Source organism: Streptomyces sp. NPDC034086, assembly GCF_055575515.1.
In genome coordinates, this window is the sequence record NZ_JBVISM010000005.1 from 275,837 (window position 1) to 297,559 (window position 21,723).

General features: G+C 75.6%; 17 protein-coding genes and 1 pseudogene. 5 read left to right on the top strand and 13 right to left on the bottom strand.

Annotated features, from left to right (window positions below; all coding sequences use genetic code 11):
- Positions 1–3: 3 nt before the first annotated feature.
- Genes ACZ514_RS15840 through ACZ514_RS15855 form a run of 4 tightly spaced genes read right to left on the bottom strand, consistent with a single transcriptional unit; the run spans position 4 to position 4,719 of the window.
- Complete coding sequence (locus ACZ514_RS15840; RefSeq protein ID WP_469124958.1) at positions 4–1,047, bottom strand: DUF5914 domain-containing protein; 1,044 nt, start codon at positions 1,045–1,047, stop codon at positions 4–6.
- The gene (locus ACZ514_RS15845; protein ID WP_469124959.1) at positions 1,044–2,066 is read right to left on the bottom strand and encodes a phytoene/squalene synthase family protein; all 1,023 of its coding nucleotides are present in this window, start codon (positions 2,064–2,066) and stop codon (positions 1,044–1,046) included. The genes ACZ514_RS15840 and ACZ514_RS15845 overlap by 4 nt, the downstream gene beginning before the upstream one ends.
- Positions 2,063–3,553 (bottom strand): phytoene desaturase family protein, encoded by a 1,491-nt coding sequence (gene crtI, locus ACZ514_RS15850; protein WP_469124960.1) that lies wholly within the window; start codon positions 3,551–3,553, stop codon positions 2,063–2,065. Before crtI ends, ACZ514_RS15845 begins: the two co-directional genes overlap by 4 nt.
- Positions 3,550–4,719, bottom strand: a complete 1,170-nt coding sequence (locus tag ACZ514_RS15855; RefSeq protein WP_469124961.1) for a polyprenyl synthetase family protein — start codon at positions 4,717–4,719, stop codon at positions 3,550–3,552. Before ACZ514_RS15855 ends, crtI begins: the two co-directional genes overlap by 4 nt.
- A 201-nt stretch (positions 4,720–4,920) precedes the next feature.
- Here ACZ514_RS15855 and ACZ514_RS15860 point away from each other — a divergent pair, with 201 nt between their 5' ends.
- The gene (locus tag ACZ514_RS15860) at positions 4,921–5,628 is read left to right on the top strand and encodes a class I SAM-dependent methyltransferase (protein WP_469124962.1); all 708 of its coding nucleotides are present in this window, start codon (positions 4,921–4,923) and stop codon (positions 5,626–5,628) included.
- 58 nt (positions 5,629–5,686) lie between these two features.
- On the opposite strand, the gene ACZ514_RS15865 is transcribed toward ACZ514_RS15860, so the two are convergent.
- Together ACZ514_RS15865 and ACZ514_RS15870 are read right to left on the bottom strand one after the other, a co-directional pair.
- Entirely contained in the window at positions 5,687–6,469 is a 783-nt protein-coding gene (locus ACZ514_RS15865) for an ATP-grasp domain-containing protein (RefSeq protein WP_469124963.1), read from the bottom strand.
- 152 nt (positions 6,470–6,621) lie between these two features.
- The gene (locus ACZ514_RS15870) at positions 6,622–7,338 is read right to left on the bottom strand and encodes a DUF4232 domain-containing protein (RefSeq protein ID WP_469124964.1); all 717 of its coding nucleotides are present in this window, start codon (positions 7,336–7,338) and stop codon (positions 6,622–6,624) included.
- A gap of 301 nt (positions 7,339–7,639) precedes the next feature.
- Between ACZ514_RS15870 and ACZ514_RS15875 the strand changes: the two genes are divergently transcribed.
- On the top strand, positions 7,640–8,659 hold the full coding sequence (locus ACZ514_RS15875) for a TAXI family TRAP transporter solute-binding subunit (protein ID WP_469124965.1): 1,020 nt from the start codon (positions 7,640–7,642) through the stop codon (positions 8,657–8,659).
- A gap of 61 nt (positions 8,660–8,720) precedes the next feature.
- Here ACZ514_RS15875 and ACZ514_RS15880 read toward each other — a convergent pair whose 3' ends face one another.
- The 6 genes and pseudogenes from ACZ514_RS15880 to ACZ514_RS15905 all read right to left on the bottom strand — a co-directional run bounded on the left by ACZ514_RS15880 (position 8,721) and on the right by ACZ514_RS15905 (position 18,672).
- The gene (locus ACZ514_RS15880) at positions 8,721–10,121 is read right to left on the bottom strand and encodes a sensor histidine kinase (RefSeq protein ID WP_469124966.1); all 1,401 of its coding nucleotides are present in this window, start codon (positions 10,119–10,121) and stop codon (positions 8,721–8,723) included.
- The gene (locus ACZ514_RS15885; RefSeq protein ID WP_468168653.1) at positions 10,118–10,834 is read right to left on the bottom strand and encodes a response regulator; all 717 of its coding nucleotides are present in this window, start codon (positions 10,832–10,834) and stop codon (positions 10,118–10,120) included. The genes ACZ514_RS15880 and ACZ514_RS15885 overlap by 4 nt, the downstream gene beginning before the upstream one ends.
- Positions 10,835–10,919: 85 nt before the next feature.
- Entirely contained in the window at positions 10,920–12,314 is a 1,395-nt protein-coding gene (locus ACZ514_RS15890; RefSeq protein ID WP_468168656.1) for an MFS transporter, read from the bottom strand.
- A 184-nt stretch (positions 12,315–12,498) separates the two neighbouring features.
- The gene (locus ACZ514_RS15895) at positions 12,499–15,225 is read right to left on the bottom strand and encodes a glycoside hydrolase family 2 protein (RefSeq protein WP_469124967.1); all 2,727 of its coding nucleotides are present in this window, start codon (positions 15,223–15,225) and stop codon (positions 12,499–12,501) included.
- A 220-nt stretch (positions 15,226–15,445) separates the two neighbouring features.
- Positions 15,446–17,473 carry a HelD family protein gene (locus ACZ514_RS15900; RefSeq protein ID WP_469124968.1) on the bottom strand — a complete coding sequence of 676 codons (2,028 nt, stop codon included), beginning with the start codon at positions 17,471–17,473 and terminating at the stop codon, positions 15,446–15,448.
- 195 nt (positions 17,474–17,668) lie between these two features.
- Positions 17,669–18,672: pseudogene (locus ACZ514_RS15905) on the bottom strand (LysR family transcriptional regulator).
- On the opposite strand from ACZ514_RS15905, the gene ACZ514_RS15910 reads away from it, so the two are divergent.
- Positions 18,638–19,432: an NAD(P)-dependent oxidoreductase gene (locus ACZ514_RS15910; RefSeq protein ID WP_469124969.1), complete on the top strand. Its 795-nt coding sequence runs from the start codon at positions 18,638–18,640 to the stop codon at positions 19,430–19,432. The pseudogene ACZ514_RS15905 and the gene ACZ514_RS15910 sit on opposite strands and share 35 nt — an antisense overlap.
- Positions 19,433–19,438: 6 nt before the next feature.
- On the opposite strand, the gene ACZ514_RS15915 is transcribed toward ACZ514_RS15910, so the two are convergent.
- A complete protein-coding gene (locus ACZ514_RS15915; protein ID WP_468699256.1) occupies positions 19,439–20,269 on the bottom strand; it encodes a dienelactone hydrolase family protein in 831 nt (276 codons plus the stop codon).
- 117 nt (positions 20,270–20,386) lie between these two features.
- Between ACZ514_RS15915 and ACZ514_RS15920 the strand changes: the two genes are divergently transcribed.
- Positions 20,387–20,995 (top strand): GNAT family N-acetyltransferase, encoded by a 609-nt coding sequence (locus ACZ514_RS15920; protein ID WP_469124970.1) that lies wholly within the window; start codon positions 20,387–20,389, stop codon positions 20,993–20,995.
- Between the two features lie 162 nt (positions 20,996–21,157).
- Positions 21,158–21,631 carry a hypothetical protein gene (locus tag ACZ514_RS15925; protein WP_468165019.1) on the top strand — a complete coding sequence of 158 codons (474 nt, stop codon included), beginning with the start codon at positions 21,158–21,160 and terminating at the stop codon, positions 21,629–21,631.
- Positions 21,632–21,723: the final 92 nt, after the last annotated feature.

The following is a 21,723-nucleotide window of genomic DNA, read 5'->3' on the forward strand; positions in this document are numbered from 1 at the left end:
CGCTCAGCCGGGGAACCGGCCGCCGCTGCGCAGCGCGAAGCGCCGTTCGGCGTACGCCAGGTCGTCGCGCCACAGGCGGCCGGCGGCCGCCCGCACGGCGGGGCGCAGCAGCGGCGCCAGGGCCCGGGCCGCCGCGAACCCCCGCCGGTCCGAGGCGGCCACGACGGCCTCCACCACCGCGGTACGGGGCCGCGCCGCGCCCGGCGCGGACAGCGGTGTCGCGTGCGTCTCCACCACGGACCCCTCTCCCTCGCCCGCGATGATCCGCATGACGACGGTCCGCGGACCCGGCGCGCTGAACGCCGCCCGCACCGGGACCACGACCCGGCCGGCCAGCTTGAACGACACGTCCGCCACCAGCGCGTCGTCCGCGTCCGCCGGCCGGCCCTCGGGACCGTCCAGGACGGTCAGGTCCACGAACGAGTAGGGGTGCAGCCAGCCGCCGTGCCAGGGGTCGAGGCGGTTGGCGACCACGTCCTGCGGCTCGCAGGCGCCCACCCCGGTGTAGACGGCGGTCACCGCTGCTTCCAGCGGGGGGCGCGCGGGGACGGCCGGGCGATCGGTCGGCGGCTCCCCGCCCGCCGGGTCCAGCCGCACCCACAGCAGCACCCCGTCGTCGTGCACCGGCCACGGCGACCATCCGGCGAACGGCCTGCCGTCGAGGGACAGCCCGTGCCAGTGGCAGACGAGACGGCCGCACCGCACGGCGCTGTCCTTCAGCGGAGCGCCCAGGTGGGGGCATGCTCCCGGTCCGGCGTGGGGCACGCGGTCCTCGTCGCGCCACAGCACGATCTCGGTCCCGGCGACCGTCCGCCCGAGCGGACGCCGTGTGGTGAGGTCCGCGCCGGCCCCGACGACGTACCAGTTCCCCGAAGGGCGCGCCAGGGCGCGCCCCAGCGCCTCGGCGATCAGCGCGGGTCTGGCCTCGCGCCACGTCGGGCGCTGGCGCTCCCACGGGACGGCGTTGCGGCGCAGCCGCAGCGGGATCCCGTACCCGCGGCCACCGCGTCCGCGCCGTGCGTCAGCGGGCCTGTCGTCCGCGTTCACGTCCGCTCCCGTCCCCGGAGCCCCGCCCCGCGGTCCTGCGTCGTCGTGGCCGTACGTCCACCCGCCGGCGTGCGCCCGCGGGTGCGTCCGGCCGTGGTGCGCGCGGCGAGGGCCGCTGCCAGGCCGCGCAGTGCGACGGCCGTCCTCCTGCGGCGGCCCACCACGCTGCGGTGGTGCACGGCCGCGTAGCCGTCCCTCTCGATGGCCCCCAGGATGTCGCGGTAGAGCACGAAGGCGGTGCGCACGCACGGCGCGGTCAGCGGATCGAGCCTGCCGATCCCCGGTTCGGCCGCCCGGTAGACCTCCCTCGTCAGGGCCGCGGCGGCCCGCAGCGCGGAAGTGATCCGGGCGTCCCGGCGTCCCGTACGCCTGCTCCACGTCAGCAGCTCACGGTCGACCCCGTGCGCGGACAGCAGGTCCTGGGGCAGGTAGACCCGTCCCCGGTCGAGGTCCTCGCCGACGTCCCTGAGGAAGTTCGTCAGCTGGAACGCCACTCCGAGCTCGGCGGCGTACGGTTCGGCTTCCGCGCGCGGTACGACGGTGCCCAGCACCGGCGTCATCTGGAGCCCGATGACGGCGGCCGAACCGTGCATGTAGGTCCGCAGGGCGGCGTAGGTCGGGTATGCGCGGACCGACAGGTCGCTGCGCATCGACGCGAGGAAGTCGGAGAAGTGGCGGGCCTCGATGCCGTACCGGGCACGGGTGTCGGCCGCCGCCCGGACCACCGGTTCGCCGGCCTCCTCCCCCCGGACGGCACGCAGCCACTGCCGCTCCAGCGCGTCCAGGGCGGCGCGCCGCGCGCTCGTGGTGGCGGCCGTCCCCAGGTCGTCGACGATGTCGTCGGCGTGGCGGGCGAAGCCGTAGAGGGCGTGCACCGCCGCCCGCCGGTCGACCGGCAGCAGGCGCGTGGCGAGGAAGTACGTCCTGCCGTGCCGGGCGTTCAGCAGGCGGCTGGCCGTGTAGGCCGCGCGCAGCGACGGGTCGGTGATGCCCGCGGCGTCCAGTTCCCGTGCCGTCATCGGACCGGTCCCGAGCCGGCCACGCGGGCCGCGGCGAGCTTTCCCGAGATGAGCACCGTGGGCACGCCGACGCCGGGGGTGGTGCCGCACCCCGCGAGCACGGCGTTCTCCGTGCCGCTCACCAGGTTCCGGGGCCGGAAGGGGCCGGTCTGGGTGAAGGTGTGGGCGACGGAGAAGGGGGTTCCGGCCGCGTGCCCCGTCGCCGTCCAGTCGGCCGGGGTGACCAGGGCCTCCTGCTCGATCGAGGCTCCCAGTCCGGCGAGCCCGCGGTGTTCGAGCTCCCGCAGCAGTTCGTCGCGGTAGCGGGAGCCCAGATCGCCCCACTGGGCAGCCGTGGGACCGGTCCGGGTGTTGGGACACGGGGCGAGGACGTAGTGCAGGTGCCGGCCCGGGGGCGCCAGGGAGGGGTCGGTGGCGGTGGGCCGGGTGACCAGGAGCGAGGGATCGCTCATCAGCCGTCCGGAGCTGATCAGTTCGCCGAAGACGCCCTCCCACGCGTGGCCGAACGACAGGGTGTGGTGGGCCAGCTGGGGCCAGGTGCGGTCGGTCCCCACGTGCAGCACCACCGCGCTCGGCGCGTGCCGCAGGCGCAGCGGGCGGCGGGGCGTCCTGCCGAGCAGACTGTAGGTGACGGGCAGGTCCGGCGTCAGGACGAGCGCGTCGCACGGGATCCTGTCGTGCGCGGTGACCACGGCGGTGACGCGGCTCCCGGCCCGCTCCAGCCGGGTGACGGCCTCCCCGTAGCGGAACACCACACCCGCCCGGGCCGCCGCCGCGGCCATGGCCACCGGGACGGCGTGCATGCCGCCGCGCGGGAAGTACACCCCCGCCACCGTGTCCATGTAGGCGATCACCGCGTAGGCGGCCAGCGCACGCGACGGGGAGACACCTGCGTACAGGGCCTGGAAGGAGAAGACGCGGCGCAGCCGCTCGTCCGACAGGAACCGGCCGACGGCCCGGTCCAGGCGCCCGAAGCCGCCGAGCGCCGCGAGCCGTGCCAGGTCCGGATGGACGAGCCGGACGGGCGAGTCGAAGTTGGCGTCGATGAACCGGCGCATCTGCACGGCGTACAGGTCCGTCATCCATCCGCGGAGCGCGCGGTACCCGAGGGCCTCCCGGGCGCCGGCGAAGGAGACGATCTCGGCCTCCATGGCGTCGCCGTCGGTGTGGACGTCGAGGCGGGTCCCGTCGGCGAAGAGCGCCCGGTACGCGGGGTACAGGGGGACGAGGTCGATCCGGTCGTACAGCGAGTCACCCACGGCCCGGAACGCCTCGTCGAGGATGTCCGGCATGGTCAGAACGGTGGGGCCGGTGTCCATCCGGTATCCGCCGAGAGTCAGGCGGCCCGCGCGTCCGCCGGGCCCCGGGTCCCGCTCCACGACCGTCACCCGCCGGCCCCGGCCGGCCAGGTGGAGCGCGGCGGCAAGGCCGGCGAGGCCCGCGCCCACGACCACGACGTGGTCCGTGGGCCCGGTCAGGGTCTTCAACGGGACTCCCGGATCAGGAGGGTGTCGCCGGTGTCCTGCGCGGTTCCCGGCGCCGACGGCCGCCCGGGAGCGGGCCCCAGACCGCAGGCACCGCGCATCAGGCGGCCGATCCGGTCGGCCGCTTCCGGCGACAGCCCGGCACCGGCGACGGCGGTGGCGGCGCGGGCGCACAGTTCCTCGACACGCCGCGCGACCTCGTCGCGCGCCCCACAGGAGACGAGGAGGTCCAGCACCGGGTCGAGGTCCGGGGGCCCGGAGCCCGGGGCGCCCGTCACCTCGTCCAGCAGGCGCGCCGCGGCATCGTCCCCGTCGCGTGCGCACCGTTCCCGTGCGACGGCGAGCAGGAAGGTCGCCTTCCCGTCGCGGATGTCCTCGCCGACCGGCTTTCCGGTCGCGGCGGGATCGCCGAAGGCTCCCCGCAGGTCGTCGTGGAGCTGGAACGCCAGGCCCGCCGACCGTCCCGCCTCCCGCAGCCCCCGCACCGTCGGCTCAGGTGCCTCCGCGAGCACCGCACCCAGGGCCAGGGGATGCCCCGCCGTGTAGAGGGCCGTTTTCAGGACCGCCGTACGCACGGCCACGTCCGCCGACCTGGCGCCGGTGACCTGGGCCTGGAGGTCCAGGTACTGGCCCGCCACCATCTCCGTACGCATGACCCGCCACACGCGGGCGGCCCGGACCTCCGCGGGGGCGCCCCGAACGGCCTCCCTGAACTCGTCGTCGGACCAGGCCATGGCCAGGTCGCCGGCCAGCACGGCGGCCGCCCCGCCGAACGTGCCGCACGGCAGGACGCGGCTGCCCGTCCCGTACTGGGTGTCCAGCCCGATGTGGACCGCCGGGCGTCCCCGGCGCAGCGGGGAGCCGTCCATGACGTCGTCGTGGATCAGCGCGCAGGTCTGCAGCAGCTCGAGCGCCGCCGCGACCCCCAGAGCCCGCCGGGCCTCGTCAGTCCCGCCCCCACACCCCCGCAGCGCCCACCACACGAACTGCGAACGGAGCCTGCTGCCCCCCTCCAGCGCGAAGCCCGCCACCCGGCCCGCGATGTCGGCGGCGAAGGCCGCGTCCGTCGCCGCGGCCTCCTCCAGACGCCGCTCCAGCACCCCGCCCAGGTGCGTGCCGACGGCCGCGGACACGTCCCGGTCGACGTCGAGCGGATCAGGTACGCGCATCGCAACTCTCCTTGCCGACGGTACCGCCGTTGTGGCCCGTGGGTGATTCCGTACCGCCCTCCGCACCGGATGCACCACTTCTTGGGCCATGCGGCCCACATGCCGTCCGGGCGGGCGGGACGAACCGGCCGTGCCGAGCCGCGACCGCGGGGACGTCGGCCAAGCTGGGCGGGAAGCCGTCACCCAGCGGGAGGTACCGACATGGCCGTGCTGAGGGACGCCGAGCTCGCGGGGGCCTTCGACCACGCGTCCGGCACCTATGACCGGATGGTCTCGGCGAGCCCCGGCTACCACCGGGACCTACGGCGCTCCGCGCGCCGGCTCGCCCTCCCCGGGCGAGGCGCCGGCAGCAAGGTCCTGGACCTCGGCTGCGGCACCGGCGCCTCGACCGCCGCGCTGCTGTGCGCCGCGCCTCTGGCCGCGGTGACCGGAATCGACGCGTCCGCCGGGATGCTGGCCCGGGCCCGGAGCAAGCCGTGGCCCGGCCGGGTGACCTTCGTCCACGCCGCCGTCGAGGACATGGCCGGGGCCGGCGTCATCGGGCCCTACGACGCGGTCTTCGCCGCCTACCTCCTGCGCAACGTCGCGGATCCCGACGCCGTGCTCCGCCACACGCGTGAGGTGCTCCGGCCAGGTGGCCGGCTCGCCGTCCACGAGTACGCCCTGAGCGGCCGCGCCGTCGACCGCGCCGTGTGGTCTGCGGTCATGGCCACCGTCGTACTGCCGTGGGGCCGCCGCCACGGCGACGCGGCGCTCTACCGCCACCTGTGGCGCAGCGTGCTCGACTTCGACACGGCCGACGCGTTCGCCCGCCGGCTGCGCCGCGCGGGATTCACGGGTGTCCGCGTGCTTCCCCAGCCCGGCTGGCGGACAGGCATCACCCACACCTTCGTCGCCACCCGTCCCTGAGGGGTGTCGGGTGGATCCGGGCCGGGCCCGGGCGGCCGGCTGGGCCGGCCGGGGCTCGTCACACCCGTTCCTGACGGTCCTCCGGCCCGCTCAAGAGGTACGGCCGGTCCCGGTCGGCGACCGCGTCCACCGGGCCGGCGGCGCGGAGCACCGTGTCCAGGACGCGTTCCGGCTCGGCGGCGTAGCAGTGGGCGAACCACGCCATGTTCGCCTCGACCACCGCCCAGCCCCCGTCGGCGAGCCGGCCGATGTCCAGGCACACCGCGCTGGGCAGGTCCGCGGCCGTGGCGTCGAGGACCGTACGGCCGAAGGCGCGGCTCCCGGCGTCCAACGGTGCCGGGTCGGGGCGCCCGCAGACGGCGTAGCGGCTGCCGGCGACGGGTTCGCCGTCGAGGACGAACAGCCGGTACTCCGCGAGGAACTCCACCACGCCGCTCACCAGGACCGGCGTGGAGCCGTCGAGTTCGCCGGGCAGGCTGGTCCCGTCCTCGTGGACGGCGGCGGGCAGCAGGTCCAGCTTGGCCGACGGCGGTTTCACGAAGGCCCGTTCCCGCAGCCGACGGGCCTCGGCGAGGGTGGTGAGCCGTACGCGGCGCCGCAGGAGGGGGCCGGGGACGCGGGTCAGCCAGTCGTCGGCCGGTTCGAGCAGCCCCAGGCCCAGCGGGCCGGCGAGCCGCGCGGCCGCACGGGGGCCGCCGTACCAGTGCGCCCTGCGCCCTGCGGCGCTCGCCGCCCGGCCGGTCACCTCGTAACCGCGCCAGGCCGCTGCCCGGGCGATGAGTTCTCCGGTGGAGGTCCGGGGCGCGGGCAGGAGCAGGACGGGCGGGGTACGGACTTCCATGCCGGCGAGCCTAGCGAAGCCCGAGGCCGGGCAGGCCCGACCGGCACCGCCGGGCCCGCCGCCCCCCCGGCGGCCCGTTCGCCGTCGCGGAGCGCCGGTCGCGCGCCGGACGCGCGTGCCGCGCCGGCGCACTCGACCGGTTCGGCTCCTCGTCAGGACGGCTTGGCGGCCGTGAAGGCGGTGACCGTCACCTTGTCGTCGCACTCGGCGAAGACCCCGTCGTCCATGGCGATCTGGTGCGCGCCCGCGCCGGGGACCCCGATGACGAGGGTCGGGAAACTGGAGGGAGTGGCGCCCGAGACGCAGTAACCGTCCGCCTCGCCCTGGACGTTGACGAAGGTGAGCTTCGTCCAGGCGCGGGCGCCCGGTGCCAGCGGCACGGCCGACGCCTTGCCGCTGTGGGTGACGGCGAGGGGCAGGTTCTTGCCGGGAGAACCGTTGCCCGCGCCGGCGACCGTCGGGTACCCGGTGAGCGTGCAGGGGTGCTTCGAGGTGTTGGTGACCGAGAGGACCGCGGCGCCCGTTCCGGTCCCCGGCGGCCGGACCTGCGCCTGCTGGGCGTCCGAGACCTTCACCGCGTCGATCGTGCAGGGCTTAGCCGCACCGCCGCCCGGAGCGGACGCCGCGGGGGCGGACGCCGCTGGGGTGGGCGCCGTCCCGCCCCCGCCGCCGGTGGAGGAGCCGCCCCCGCCGCCGGCCGAAGGGCCGCCCGTGGGCGCCGGCTGCGCCGGGACCGACGCGGCGGGCGGCGCGGGCGGGGTGGCGGACGCCCCGTCCTCGGCCGGACCGCAGCCCGTCATCAGAGCGGTGGCGGCGGCCGCCGCCACGAGCGCCGCCGCCGAGCGGCGCGGGCCTGCTGTGTGGTGCATGGGTGCTCCTCGATGTCTCCCGGCCGGCCCCGCACCGGCACGCGTGGAGGGTCACGACGCCGCGCCCCGCCGCAGTTCCCGGGCCGCGCCGTTGTGGCGGTCCCGTCACGCGACCATGACGTTTCCGGCGACGGCCCGGGCGCGGCGGGACGCGGCGGACGGGAACCGCCCGCCCACGCTACGCCCCGCCGGGGGAGCCCGGGCGGATCGGAACACCGTGTTCCGGTGTGGCGCCGGACAGCCGGCCGCACCGCGCCCTCCCGCAGGGGTACCGGGCCCCGGGGAGGGCTACGCTGCCGCCATGACGGGGACGGGGACGGGGACGGGGACGGGGACGGGGACGGGGACGGGGACGGGGACGGGCCGGAGGCGGCTGGTGCGGGCCGGGCTCGGCGCGGCCGCGGCGGCCCTCGCGGGCTGCGCGGCGCGTCCCGGCCCGGCGCGGCGGCTGCGGCTCGCGACGGGCCCGCGCGGTGGTCCGTACAACGCCTTCGGCCGGGCCCTGGCACGGGCCGTCGCCGCGAGCGGGCAGCCTCTGGAGGTGGTGCCGGTGGACACCGCCGCGAGCGTGGACAACCTGAGGAGGCTGGACGAGGGCTCCGCCGACCTGGCCCTGGCCATGGCGGACGCCGCCCAGGACGCGGTGCTCGGACGGGAGTCCTTTCCCCGGCCGGCCGGGGTCAGGGCACTGGCCCGCGTCTACGTCAACCACACGCACCTCCTCGTCCCCGCGGACGGGCCGGTGCACGCCGTCGGGGACCTCGCCGGGCGCCCCGTCGCGGCGGGCGCCGCGGGGTCCGGGGTGCAGGTGGTCGCCGGACGCGTCCTGCGGGCGGCCGGGCTGAGCGGTACCGGCGCGGGCCCCTCCCCGGCACGGCCACGGCAACTGGGCCTCGCCGAATCGGTGGCCGCCCTGCGGGCGGGCACCGTCGCGGCCCTCTTCTGGTCCGGCGGGGTGCCCACGCCGGCACTGACGGCGCTGGCCCGCGAACTGCCGCTGCGCTTCCTCCCGCTCGACGGCTACGCGGGCCCGCTGCGCGAGCGCCACGGCCCCGTCTACACGCCGGTCACCCTGCCCGCCGGGGCGTACGGACTGGCCGCGCCCGTCGGGACCCTCGGTGTCGGCAACTACCTCCTGGCGCGGGAGGACGTGGCCGCGGACGCCGTGGGCGCGCTGCTGCGGGTGGTGTTCGACCGGTGGCGCGACCTGCTGCGCGAGGTGACGGCGGGAGCGCGGCTCGAACCCCGGTTCGCCATCTCGACCGGCGAGGTCCCCCTCCACCCGGGCGCCGCCGCCTACTACCGCTCGGTGTACGGCTGAACACCGCGGCCGACGCGGGCGGCTCACGGCGCCGCGCGCTCGGCCGTCCGGCGGCGGGGCGTCACGGGGGCGGGAGGCGCAGTTCCACCGTCAGGCCGTGCGGGGTGGCGCCGCCGACGGAGAGACGGCCGCCGCTCAGCCGGGCGATCTCGTCCGCGATGGCGAGGCCCAGCCCACTGCCGCGCACGTTCTGGTGGGCCGGTGAACGGGCGAACCGGCGCAGCAGCGTACCCAGTTGCTCCTCGGGCACCCCCGGCCCGTCGTCGGCCACCCGCACCACCGCCCACCCGTCCCCGTCCCGCCGGGCGCACACCTCCACGCGGCCGCCGGACGGTACGAACTTCACCGCGTTGTCCAGCGCGGCGTCCAGGATCCGCCCCGCAGCGTCCGGCAGCGCGCGGGCCCACAGCTCCCCGGGAGGGGCACCGGCGGTCAGCTCCAGCCCGGCGGCCCGGAAGACGGGCGTCCAGGCCCGTGCCCGCTCCCGTACCGCCCGGGACACGTCCTGCCGGCGCGGCTCCGGCGCCGCCGACTCCACCCGGGCCAGCGCCAGCAGCCCGTCGAGCAGTTCCTCGAGGCGCTCCGTCTCCTCGAGCGCCCGGCCGTGCTCGCCCCGGCCGGGGCCCGGGGCGATGTGCGGCTCGATGTTCTCCAGCTGGAGCACCAGGGTGGCCAGGGGGTTGCGCAGCTGGTGGGAGGCGTCGGCGACGAAGTCGCGCTGCCGGTCGGCGGAGTCGGCCAGGGCCTGCGCCATGGTGTTGAAGTGTCGCCGCAGCCGCCGCAGTTCCGGCGGGCCGGAGTCGGAGACCGCCCGTGTCCGCAGGCTTCCGGCGGTCAGCGCGGCCACGGCCCGGTCCAGGTCGAGCAACGGGCGCATCAGCCACCGCGTGATGCCCGCCGCCACCAGCGCCGCCGCGGCGAAGGAGGCGACCGCCCCGGCGGCGATCAGCGCCCAGCGCACCGCCACGTCCCGCCGGGCGGCGTCCGTGGGCACGGACAGCAGGACCGCACCGCTGACCCGCTCGTCCCGCCCCACCGGCTCCGCGAGCACCACCCGGGCCGGCCCCCAGGGCCGCACCGTGGGAAGCCGGTCGGTGGAACGGCCCGTCAGCGCCCGGTCCCGGGCCTCCGCCGCGACCGTACCGCCCGGGCCCGCACCCGTGAGGGCGTCCAGGGCGGGGCCCGCTCCGGCCCGCGCCACCGTCGCCCCCGCCGCGTCGACCACGACCACGCCGGCCCCGTACAGCTGGGCGTACCGTCCGATCTCGGCCGACAGCTCCGCCCGGTCTGCCGCCGTGCCCGTCCGGTCGGCGAGGTCGGCGAAGCGCACCGCCTCCGAACGCCGTTGCAGGAGCAGGTGTTCGGTCCGCCCGCGCGCGTACGCGTCGGCCGGCGGCACGCACAGCAGCAGCGCGGCGGCTCCCATGAGCACCATCAGCACCGCCAGGAGCCTGCGCCTCACGAGTCGCGGTCCCGTCCTTCGCCCGCGTCGGGGGCGCCGAGCCGGTAGCCGAAGCCGCGTACCGTGCGCACCAGGCCGGGACGGCCCGTCTTGGCGCGGATGCCCGCCACGTGCACGTCCAGGGAGCGGGAGGCGGCGAGGAAGGCGTCCCCCCAGATCCGGTCCAGGATCTCCTCCCGGGAGTGCGCCTCCTCGGGGCGTTCCGCCAGGACGGCCAGGACGTCGAACTCCCGCCGGGTCAGGCGTACGTCGGTCCCCGCCACCGTGACGGTGCGCCCCGCCGGGTCCACCTCCACGTCCCCGCGCCGCACCGGCCCGCCGGGTTCCCGCGCCGGACCGGCTCCCGCGGCGCCCGCCCGCGCGCCCGTGCGGCGCCGTACGGTGTCGATCCGCGCCATCAGCTCGGCCATCCGGAACGGCTTGACCACGTAGTCGTCGGCGCCCGCCCGCAGTCCCTGCACGACGTCGCGCTCCTCGCAGCGGGCGGTCACCACGATCAGCGGGGCGTCGCAGACCGTACGCAGCCGGCGCAGCAGCTCCAGCCCGTCGAGGTCGGGCAGGCCCAGGTCCAGCAGGACGAACTCGGCCTCGCGGACGTGCCGCAGCGCGTCCAGCGCCCGGGCCGCCCGGCGTACCGTGTGCCCGCGCTGGACGAGGGCGGTGCCGAGGGCCCGGGCCATGCGGTCGTCGTCCTCGACGAGCAGTGCGTGCATGGGCGGTTACCTCGAGACGCGTGACCGTGCCCGTGAGCCGGGGCAGCAGCTTACGGGAGCCGCCGCCCCGGGTCACCGGCGCGGATCAGCGGCCCGTCCCGGCGGAGGCTTCCGCCGGCTCGCCGTGACCGCCGGCTCCCCCCGCGGCCGCCCCCGCCTCGGCGCGGCTGAGCGCGGCATCGCGGGTGTCGGGCATCAGGACGTACGTCACGAGCGAGATCAGCGCGCAGCCGGACACGTACCAGAAGAACATCTTCTCGTGGCCGCCGCTCTTGAACCACAGGGCCACGTACTCGGCCGTGCCGCCGAACAGGGCGTTGGCGACGGCGTACGGCAGCGCCACGCCCAGGGCGCGCACCCGGGTCGGGAACAGCTCGGCCTTGACCGCCGCGTTGATCGAGGTGTAGCCCGTGACGATCACCAGGGCCAGCAGGGACAGGCCCAGGGCCGGCCAGTACGCGTCCGCGGAGCCCAGCGCCGTCATGATCGGGTACGTGCCGACCGTGCAGCCCACCGCGAAGGTGATCAGCAGCGGACGGCGGCCGATCCGGTCGGACAGCATGCCGGCGAAGGGCTGGAGCACGGCGAAGAGGGCCAGAGCGGTGAAACTCACCAGCGTGGCCGTGGTCTTGGCCATGCCCGCGCTGCCGACCAGGTACTTCGTGAGGTACGTGGTGTACGTGTAGTACGCCACGGTGCCGCCCAGGGTCAGCGCCATCACCAGCCCGGCCTGCCGCCGGTGCTCCCACAGCGCCTTCAGCGAACCGCGCGCGCTGTCGTCGTGGGCGTCCTCGTCCGCGGACTCCTCCTTGAACGCGTCGGTCTCCTCGAGACGCCGCCGCAGCCAGAAGACCACCACCGCGAACAGGGCGCCGAGGGCGAACGGGATCCGCCACCCCCAGCCCGACAACTGGGCGGGGCTGAGCGTGTGCTGCATCGTGATCAGGATGCCGAGGCCCAGCAGCTGCCCGCAGGTCATCGACACGTACTGGAACGACGAGCCCAGTCCGCGCCGGTCGCGGGCCGACGCCTCGGTGAGGTACGTGGCGCTGGCCGCGTACTCGCCGCCGATGCTCAGCCCCTGGAGCAGCCGCGCGAGCAGCAGCACCAGGGCGCCGAAGTACCCGGCCTGGCCGTAGGTCGGGGCGATGGCGATGAGCAGGGCGGCCACCGACATCATCGTGACGGTGAGGGTGAGCGCGCTCTTGCGGCCGTGGCGGTCCGCGGCCCGGCCGAGGATCCAGCCGCCGACGGGGCGCATCAGGAAACCGACCGCGAAGATGCCCGCCGTGTTCATCAGCTGGGTGGTCGGGTTGTCGCCGGGGAAGAAGGAGTCGGCGAAGTAGATCGCGAAGCTCGCGTAGACGAACCAGTCGTACCACTCCACGAGATTGCCGAGCGAACCGCCGATCAGGGCGAGGCGGCGTTTGCCGCGCTCGTCCCGGGGCGGTGACTCGGGCGTGACGGCGGACGAGGACATGGCGGCTCCAGACGGAAGTCCCTGGTGGGCGGGGGAGTCACCCCGGATGAGGGGGTGCCCAGAGCATGGATCCGGTGCCGGGGCCGGACAAGGCCCGGCACCCAGATCTAACGTTCCGCTAAGAAACCCGCGCGCGCCGCGCCCCCTCGGCGGGCCGCGGGGCGAATGACCGGGGCCCGTCCCGTCAGCCGGCCGGGACCGTCGTCGTCGGGGTGTTCCAGCCGGAGACCCGCAGCGCCGGTGCCGCGCCGCGCAGGTCGGCCGTGCGGTAGACCGCCGTCAGCGTCGCCGTCTCGCCCGGCCACAGGGTGACCTGGTTGTCGCTCCAGCGGACGGGCAGCAACGGCCCGCCCTCCGCGCCCAGCAGGTGCACGTCGGTGAGCAGGGCGGGGGCGGTGCCGGTACCGGTGTGGCGCACCGTCACCGTCGTCGTGGACAGGCCCCGGCCGTCCGCCGTCGTGGACGCGGTCGCCGCGACGGCCGTCCGCGGCATCGAGTTCAGCCCCGTCAGGTCCGCGTACGCGGTGGTCGGCGTGTGGTACCAGGTGCTCCTGGAGTAGTCGAGCACGTCGGGCCGGGCCGAGAGCCAGTAGACGTTGCGGCTCACCTCCCGGCCCGCACCGTCGGTGAGCAGCAGCCGCGCCAGGCGAGTGGTGGACAGGCCCGTCACCGACGCGGGCAGGGTCAGGGCGGTGGTGCTCGCGCCGCCGCCCGCCACGCTCAGCCCCGTCACGGTCCGGTCGTAGCGCTGCGTGCCGTCGGGGTCGAAGAGGGTCACCCGCGCCGTGAGGTCCGCGGCCGCGGACGTCCGGCTGTTGACGACCGAGACCGCCCGGTTGTCGTACCCGTACTGGATGTGCAGGGGCTCGTTCGCCTTCTTCGCCCCGAAGTAGGCCCCGCCCTGGTCGAGGTAGCGGTCCACCAGCTGCCAGTGCAGCGAGGTCCAGCCGCTGTTGAACATCCAGTACACGACGCCGGTCGACGGCGCGGAGGCGTCCTTCGCGTTGCGGGCGTAGGCCTCGAACTGCGCGCGCACGTTCTCGTACTGGGCGAGCTGCGCCTTGCGCACGTAGTCCTCGAGGCCGGTCGGGGCGCCGTAGCGGCCCGCCAGGGCGGCGTCGTACAGCCGCAGCGTCGAGAAGGTCGCCGACGGGGAACGGTGGTACTGCGCCGCGGACGGTTCCTTCCACAGGCTCTCCAGCTCCGCCGGGGACATCATGCGGCGCAGCGTGTCGAGGGTCGGTACGTCCGGGCCGGCGCTGGTCTCGGAGTTGAAGCCGGTGGCCCCGCCCTCCCGCTTGCCGTACCAGTAGGCGGGCGGGACCCAGTCGTACGGTCCGGTCATCTTCATGCCGGACCTTCCGGTGATCGGCGAGGACCGCGCGGAGGCCGAGGGGATCACCGGTGCCGTCCAGTCGGCGGCCTCCAGCGCGTCGAGGTAGCCCTGCTCGATCGTCCGGTCCGGTGCGAAGTCACTGCCGATCAGGAAGGAGGCCACACTGGGGTGGTCCCGCAGCCGGGCGGCCTCGGCGGCCATCGAGGCCTTCGCCACGGTGTGGTCGGCGTCCTCCCAGCGCTCACCGGCCTCCGGGCCGTTGACCTCCCCTTCCCACTTGTCGCAGCACTCCCATCCCGGCAGGGTGAGGATCCCGTACCGGTCGGTGAGGTCGAAGAACTCGTCGGGCTCGATGTGACCTTCCAGCCGCAGGGCGTTCAGCCCCAGGTCGAGGGCGTACTCCAGCCGGTCCTCGACGTAGGTGCGGTCCCAGCGCAGGAACGCGTCGGGCGACCAGCCCGCGCCCTTGATGAGCAGCGGGCGCCCGTTGACCGCGTACTGGCGCGCCCCGTCGCCGTTGAGCGGGGCCCGCACGTCACGGATGCCGAAGGACCGGTGCGCGGTGTCGGAGGGCAGGCCGTCCACGGTGGCGGTCAGGTCCAGCGCGTACAGCGGCTGCTCGCCCATCGCGGCGGGCCACCACACACGGGGCGATTCCAGCCGCAGGCCCGGGTGGTCGCCGGGGGAGAAGACCACGGTGCGGGTCTCGTGCGGGGCCAGGGTGACGCTCCGGCTGACGGCGACCGGGCCCACGGTGCCCGAGACGGTGGCGGTGACGGTGGCCGCCGAGTCGTTGCGCACCCTGGCCTTGGCGGTCAGCTCGGCGGAGGACAGGGACGGCAGGGCGAGCGAGGTCACCACGTGCGCGTCGCGCAGGGCGACCGGACCGGCCCGCCGGACGGTGACGTCGCGGACGATCCCCATGTTCTCGTCGGGCGGCGGCTGCAGCCAGTCCAGCCAGCCCATGGTGAGCCGCTTGCGCGGATCGTTGGGCTGGATCCGGAACGCCACCGTATTGGCACCCGCCCTGACCAGGTCCGTGATGTCGAGTTCGTGCCGGGTGTAGGCACCCGCGACCGTGCTCGCAGCGGCGGTCCGGCGTCCGTTGACGTAGACGTCGGCGGCGGAGATCACCCCGCTGACGTCCAGGTACGTACGGGCGCCCGTGTCGGCGACGAGGAACTCCGACCGGTACCACCACGGGACGGTGAAGTCCCCGGCCGGGATCCTCTTCTGCCGGGTGGAGTAGAAGGGGTCCGGGTGGACCCCGGCCGCGAGCAGCGCCGCGAGCACGGTGGAGCGGGACCCGGCGGGGTACCAGCCCGTCGCCGGATAGCCGGGGCTGGACACGGTGGCGGCGGAGTCCGTGACCTTCGCCGTCGACTGGATCGCGAACCGGGCCAGGACGGTCCCGCTCCCGGGAGCCTCGGCCACGACCGTCGCCCCGGGCCCGGCGGCCGGCGGGGGCGCGGGCGCCGCGGGGGAGGTCCCGGCGGCGAGGACCAGGGACAGGGCCAGGGCGCCGACGGCCAGGGCGGCGGTCCGGACGTGGCCGGGAGCGGGGCGGTGCGACACGGAGGACCTCCCGTGAGGACGGGACTCGGGAGTCCGCGCGGAGTCTGTCACGGCCGGGCACCGACACGCCGCGACGGCCCCGGCACCCGGCGCGGCGTGTCACGGGCGGACCGCCCCGTGCGCGCGGGCCGCCCCGTGCGCGCGGGCCGCCCCGTGCGCGCGGGCCGGTGTCCGCACCGCCGGGTGTCCGCGCCGGGGCGACGACGCGGGCACCGAGCCGTCAGGCGGGCCGGAGGCTGATCGTGCAGAGGCGCTTGGTGGCCCGGGTCAGGGCCACGTACAGGTCCCTTTCCCCACCGGGACGGGCCGCGACGATCTCCTCGGGGTCCATGACGACGACCCCGTCGAATTCCAGGCCGCGCGCTTCGGACGCCGGCACGACGCGTGCCTGGTCGGTGATGCCGTGGGCCGTCAGTTCGTCCACCCTGGTGTCCGGGCAGATCACTCCCAGCAGCTCGCCCGGGTACGCGGCACGCTGGGCGCGCAGTTCCCGGACGACGGCGGCCGACAGCCCGTCCGCGGGCGCGGTCACCGTACGGGGGCTCTCGCCGCCGCGAAGCGACCGGGTGGGCTTCTGGTCGGGAGCGATCCGCGTGAGCAGGTCCCGGACGCCCTCCAGGATCTCCCGCGTCGTGCGGTAGCTGACGGTCAGGTGGTGCAGCCGGAACCGAGGCCCGACGTGGGGGCCCAGCGCTTCCTTCCAGTCGCGGGCCGTCGCGACCGGACCCGCCTGGGCGAAGTCGCCCACCAGTGTCATCGCCCTCGACGGGCAGCGGCGGACGATCATCCGCCACTGCATGGCGGTCAGTTCCTGCGCCTCGTCGACGACGACGTGCCCGTACGTCCGCCCGGGCGGCCCGTCGACCAGGCTCGCCGCCTCGTCCAGCAACGGCAGATCGGCATCGGTCCACGGGTCGTCCGGACCGCGCAGCAGCAGGGAGCGCTCCCGCGCGGTCAGGCGGGGCAGGTGCTCGGCGAGGGCGCCGGCGTCCGTCAGGAGCCCCTTCACGAGGTCGCCGGGCACCAGCCGCGGCCACAGCACCTCCACCGCCCGGTCGACGCCGGCGTCGTCGAGGAGATCGGCCCGCAGGGCGTCCAGGTCGAGCGCGTGGACCGGACCCGGGTCGGCCGCGCCTTCGGCACGGCGCTGGGCGGCTCCCGTGAACCGGTCGAGGTCGAGGCCCGTCATCCTTTCGCTGTCGGCGTCGATCTGCTCGAGGAGCTCGCCCATGTCCCTGTGCGCCGCGTCGGTGACCGCGTCGACCAGGAGTTCCTTGAACACCTGGCGCGCGGGGTTGTGCCCCGGTACGGCCGCCACGGCCGCGTCGCGCGCCGCGGCGACCTCGTCACCGCGGAGGCGCACCGGTTCCCTGCCGACCCGCACGGTGAAGTCCCCGGCGGGGGCCTGGTGCACGCGGAGCAGGCCGGCCAGGGCGTCGGCGAGTGCGAGGCCGCCCTTGAGGCGCGCCGTGGCGTACGGGTCCACCGTGTCCGTCGGCACTCCGGCCAGTTCCCGGCAGGTCGTCAGGACGACGTCGTTCTCCCCGAGCGAGGGGAGCACCTGGGAGATGTAGTCGAGGAACCGCGTGTTCGGACCCACCACCAGGACACCCTCCTGCGCGGCGCGCGGGAACGCGTACAGCACGTAGGCCGCCCGGTGCAGGGCGACCACGGTCTTGCCGGTGCCGGGCCCGCCCTGCACCACGGTGACCCCGCGGTGCGCGGAGCGGACGATCTCGTCCTGCTCGGCCTGGAGGGTCGCGACGGCCGCGTGCATCCTGCCGGTGCGCCGTGCCGACAGGGCCTCGGTCAACGGGCCGTCCCCCACGACGTCCTCGTCGGTCGGGGCGGTCCCGTCCAGCAGCTCGTCGCTCACCGAGACGACCGTGCGCCCCTCCAGGCGCAGGTGCCGGCGCCGCCGCAGCCCCATCGGATGGACCGGAGTCGCCTCGTAGAAGGGCCGCGCCGCGTTCGCGCGCCAGTCCACGAGCAGGGGCAGCTCGTCCTCCTCCGTATGCAGCCCGATCCGCCCGATGCGCAGCGCCGTGCCGTCCGTCCGGTCGACGCGACCGAAGACCAATCCCTTTTCGGCGCCCTCCAGCCGGCCGATTTCCCTGGCGAGACGCTCGGCGGCGATTTCTCTCTCGTATGCCTCGCCGGGGCTTTCCGCCGGGGTCTTCAGCACATTCGACCGGTGTGTTCGCGCTTCGGCGAGCCGCTCGGTGAGCAGCGCGTACAGGGAGGACACATGATCCCGCTCCGACGCAACCGCACGTGCGGCGGGGTCATTTGGGTTCGACAACGGCAGGCTCCTTCGATTCGAGCCACACCATACGGTCGGATTTCCCGGAGGATAAGCCTTGACTTGCCTGGTGAATCCATGGCCCCGGCGGAATTCTTGACGGCCGGCCATATGGCGCGCATTCCGCTTTCCTCGTACCGCTCAACGCGTTCCCGGCGCCCGGCCGGGGGCGGCCGCGGCCCGCAACAGCGCGAGGAAGGCGCCGACCGCGGGGGAACGGCCGAGCCCGCGCGGCGTGCCGGCGTACACCTTCCGGCCCGGCAGGTCCGCCGGGTCGACCGGTACGAGGGCGATGTCGGGCCGCACCGCCCCCACCGCCAGTTCCGGCAGCACCGTGATGCCGAGCCCGGCGGCGACGACCCCTGTTTGGCCGTCCAGTCGTTGACGCGGAACGCCACGCGCGGTGCGAACCCGGCCGCCAGCGCGGGGGCCAGCAGGGTGCGTTCGGGGGCGACGTCCCCCTCGATCCAGTCCTCGTCGGCCAGTTCGGCCAGGCGCAGCACGGGACGCCCCGCGTGCCGGTGGCCGCGCGGCAGGGCCACGTACATCGGTTCGTCCAGCAGATGGTGCAGCTCCGGTCCGTGCGGGGGGACTCCGGCGGGCGTGCCCAGCACGGCCAGGTCGAGGCCGCCCTCCGCCAGCAGCGCCACGTGCTTGGCCGTGGGTCCTTCCGCGTGGGTGACGGTGACGCCGGGGTACCGCTCCCCGAACGCGGCCAGGGCGCGCGGGACCAGGGACACGTTGGCGGCGGCGAAGGCGCCGAGCCGCAGGGTCCCGCCGCCGAGGCGGCCCAGCGCGGCCAGCTCGGCGCGCGCCGCTTCCAGCCGGTCCCGTACGCCCTCGGCGTGCGGCAGCAGGACGCGCCCGGCCTCGGTCAGCCGCACCCCGCGGGGCAGCCGGTCGAAGAGGGCGGTGCCCCACTCCTCCTCCAGGGCCTGCACCTGCCGGGAGACGGCCGACTGCGTGTAGCCGAGACCCCGGGCGGCGGCGGTGAAGGACCCTTCCCGGGCCACCCGCAGGAACACCTCGTACAAGCCATGCGATTCGGGCATGGCAGCCATGCTAGACATTCGCTTGTCGCATGTCAGGGCGGGACCTACGGTCGGAGCCATGGACAAGATCGCATTCCTCGGCCTCGGCAGCATGGGGCTGCCGATGGCCCGCCGCCTGCTCGCCGCCGGTCACCCGCTGACGGTCTGGAACCGTACGCCGCACAAGGCCGGCCCGCTCACCGCGGCCGGCGCCCGCCTCGCGGACAGTCCCGCGGAGGCCGTCCGCGCGGCCGACCTCGTCATCACCATGCTCGCCGACCCGGCGGCCGCGCGTGCCGTGGGCGAGCGCGTGCTCCCGGCCCTGCGGCCGGGCACCCACTGGATCGACACCTCCACCGTGGGACCCGACACCATCGCCGAACTGGCCGCCCGTCTGCCCGAGGGGGTGACGCTGACCGACGCGCCGGTGATGGGCAGCGTGGACCGGGCGGCGACCGGCGAACTGTGGATCCTGGCGGGCGGGCCGCTGCCCGGTCCGGTGCGTACGGTCCTGGACCGGCTCGGAGCGGTCACCGAATGCGGGGGCCCCGGCTCCGGTGCCGCCCTCAAGCTGGTCCTGATCAACGCGGCGATCGGCGGCGTGGCCCTGGTGTCCGAGGCGCTCCGGCTGGGCGCGGCCCTCGGTCTGCCCGCCGACCTGGTCCGCGGCGAGCTGGCCAAGGGCCCGCTGTCGGGAGCGGTCGCCCGCACCTTCGCGACCGGCTCCCACTTCCCCGTCGCCCTCGCCGCCAAGGACGTCGCCCTCGCCCTGGACACCCCCGGGGCCCGCCTCCCGCTCCTGCGGGCCGTCCACGAGGAACTCGCCGCCCGCCCCGACCTGGCCGGCCAGGACCTGGCCCGCATCCGCCCCTGATGGGCGTCAGCGGGGTCCGGGCGCCAGCAGCCGCGCCCGGAACAGGTCGAGGACCGTGTCCAGGGCCTGCCGCGTGGGCTGTCCCGGCTCGTCGACCAGGTGCTCCGTCAGGACGGAGTGCGGGGGCATGGCGCTCCCGGGAGCCGCGTCGCCGGCGTCCAGCTCGACCGCGACGAACGCGTCGCCCAGCTCGCGGCGCAGGTGGGCGAACCGGTCCCCGGGCACCAGCCGGTCGCCCCGGAACCGCAGCCCGAGCACCTGGAGGCCCTCGCGCTCGCACCGTCCGCGTACGACCGCGAGGTCCTCGGGGGAGATGTCGATGCTGCCCGCGCGGCCGCGCGTACAGGCGAGCGGCAGCGAGGGCTGGGCCAGCACGGGGGCGAGCAGACGCTCGTCGGTGGCCATGGCCAGCGCGAAGCCGCCGGTCAGGCACATGCCGACGGCGCCGACCCCGGGACCGCCGCACCGCTCGTGCTCGGCGGCGGCGAGCGCCCGCAGCCACCGCACCACCCGCGAACTGCGGCCCGTCGCCAGCAGCGTGAACTCCCGGCTCACGCACACCCGCCACACCGTCTTGGCGAGGTAGCTGCCCGCCTTCGGCCAGCCGGCGGTACGGGGGTCCGCGTCACGCCCCGGTTCGCCGAACAGGACCGGCAGGACCGCGGTGCACCCGGCCTCCGCCACCCGCGCGGCGAACTCCAGGACCTTGGGGGTGATGCCCGGGATCTCCGCGATGACGATCACCGCCGGCCCCGAACCCCGGCGCAGCACCCGGCGGGTGGCGCCCTCGTACGTGAACGTGCTCTTGGTGAAGCCGGTCAGGTCGTGATCTGCCACGGTCCCGCTCTCTGCGTCGGATCCTCGAAACCTCCTGGGCGGGGCCAAGTTACCGGCACGTAGGGGCTGCGGGTCAAGGGGCACCCCGCGTCGGAGCGAAGATCATCGGGATGCAGAATGACCCGTATGTCGATGACAAACCTGCCGAAGACGGCCACCGTTGACGATGCCCCGTCGATCAGCCGCACCCTGGCCCGCGCCTTCCACGACGACCCGATGATGAACTGGTTCTTCCCCGCCGGGGAATCGCGCGAGGAGAGCCTGACCCGCTACTTCAGCACCATCTACACCCGCCAGTACGTCCGTCACGGCGTGTGCGAGCGCACCGACGCGGCGGCCGCCTTCTGGGTGTCGCCGGAGGGGCACGAGAAGGCCGTCCCGGACGCGGAGACCATCCAGGAGCTCACCGCCATCCTCGGCGACCGCGCCCCCCTGTTCCGGGACGCCGTCGAGCTGGCCGCGCGGCACGCGCCGCAGGAGCCGCACTGGTACCTGGCGCTGATCGGCGCGGACCCGGCCGGCCAGGGCCAGGGCCACGGCTCGGCACTCCTGCGCTCGGGCCTGGCCAAGGCCGACGCGGCGGGCCTGCCCGTCTATCTGGAGTCCTCCAAGCCGGCCAACCTGCCCGTCTACGAGCACTTCGGGTTCACGGTGCTGGGCGAGGTCGAGCTGCCGGGCGGCGGCCCCACCCTGTGGGCCATGCGACGCCCCCCGCGGGACGTCTAGTGGCCTGAGTCGGAGATCCACCAGCAGATCTCCGACTCAGGTCACTACTACTCCGAGCCGTGCCCTCGGTCCGCCAGCGGGTGCGGGGGGCGGCCGGATGCGGAAAGCTGGTCAGTGCCGCGGCGCCGGCGGGCGGCGGGGCGGACTGGCGAGGAGGGGCCGATGGACGCTTCGCAGGAGACCCGGCCGGCAGGGCTGCCCCGGCGCGGGACGCGCAGGGCGGTGCTGTTGTGCTCGCTCGCCGCCCTCGCGGCGGCCGCGGTCCCGGCGTCGGCCGCCCGCACGCGCGCCGCCCCGGATCCGGTCGTAGTGGCCGACTGCTTCGAGCGGCCCCAGGTCCGCCCCGAGGAGTACCTGCTGGCCTGCGGCGACGGCAACAACCGGCTCGTCGGGCTGCGCTGGGAGAGCTGGGGGCCGAGCGAGGCCACGGCCACCGGGACGGACATGGTCAACGACTGCCGCCCCTACTGCGCGGCGGGCCGTTTCCGCCCGTACCCCGTGCAGGTGACGCTGAGCCGTCCGCAGGCCTGGCCCGAGCGCCCCGGCGTCCGCCGGTTCACGACGATCCGGCTGATCTACAAGGACGCCGCCCCCCACCCGGTCCCGAAGGACGTGACGTACAAGCTCGTCTACTGAGGAGCGGCGGAGGGGTCAGTCCGCGCCGCCCTTCATCGCCGGCTGGCCCCTCCTCTCCTCGTCGTCGGAGCCCCCGTTGCACGAGGCGACGG

Coding starts and splice junctions, on each gene's coding strand:
- ACZ514_RS15845 (WP_469124959.1), bottom strand. CDS start 2,066: ATGACGGCACGGGAACTGGACGCCGCGGGCATCACCGACCCGTCGCTG.
- ACZ514_RS15855 (WP_469124961.1), bottom strand. CDS start 4,719: ATGCGCGTACCTGATCCGCTCGACGTCGACCGGGACGTGTCCGCGGCC.
- ACZ514_RS15860 (WP_469124962.1), top strand. CDS start 4,921: ATGGCCGTGCTGAGGGACGCCGAGCTCGCGGGGGCCTTCGACCACGCG.
- ACZ514_RS15865 (WP_469124963.1), bottom strand. CDS start 6,469: ATGGAAGTCCGTACCCCGCCCGTCCTGCTCCTGCCCGCGCCCCGGACC.
- ACZ514_RS15870 (WP_469124964.1), bottom strand. CDS start 7,338: ATGCACCACACAGCAGGCCCGCGCCGCTCGGCGGCGGCGCTCGTGGCG.
- ACZ514_RS15875 (WP_469124965.1), top strand. CDS start 7,640: ATGACGGGGACGGGGACGGGGACGGGGACGGGGACGGGGACGGGGACG.
- ACZ514_RS15885 (WP_468168653.1), bottom strand. CDS start 10,834: ATGCACGCACTGCTCGTCGAGGACGACGACCGCATGGCCCGGGCCCTC.
- ACZ514_RS15890 (WP_468168656.1), bottom strand. CDS start 12,314: ATGTCCTCGTCCGCCGTCACGCCCGAGTCACCGCCCCGGGACGAGCGC.
- ACZ514_RS15910 (WP_469124969.1), top strand. CDS start 18,638: ATGGACAAGATCGCATTCCTCGGCCTCGGCAGCATGGGGCTGCCGATG.
- ACZ514_RS15920 (WP_469124970.1), top strand. CDS start 20,387: ATGACCCGTATGTCGATGACAAACCTGCCGAAGACGGCCACCGTTGAC.
- ACZ514_RS15925 (WP_468165019.1), top strand. CDS start 21,158: ATGGACGCTTCGCAGGAGACCCGGCCGGCAGGGCTGCCCCGGCGCGGG.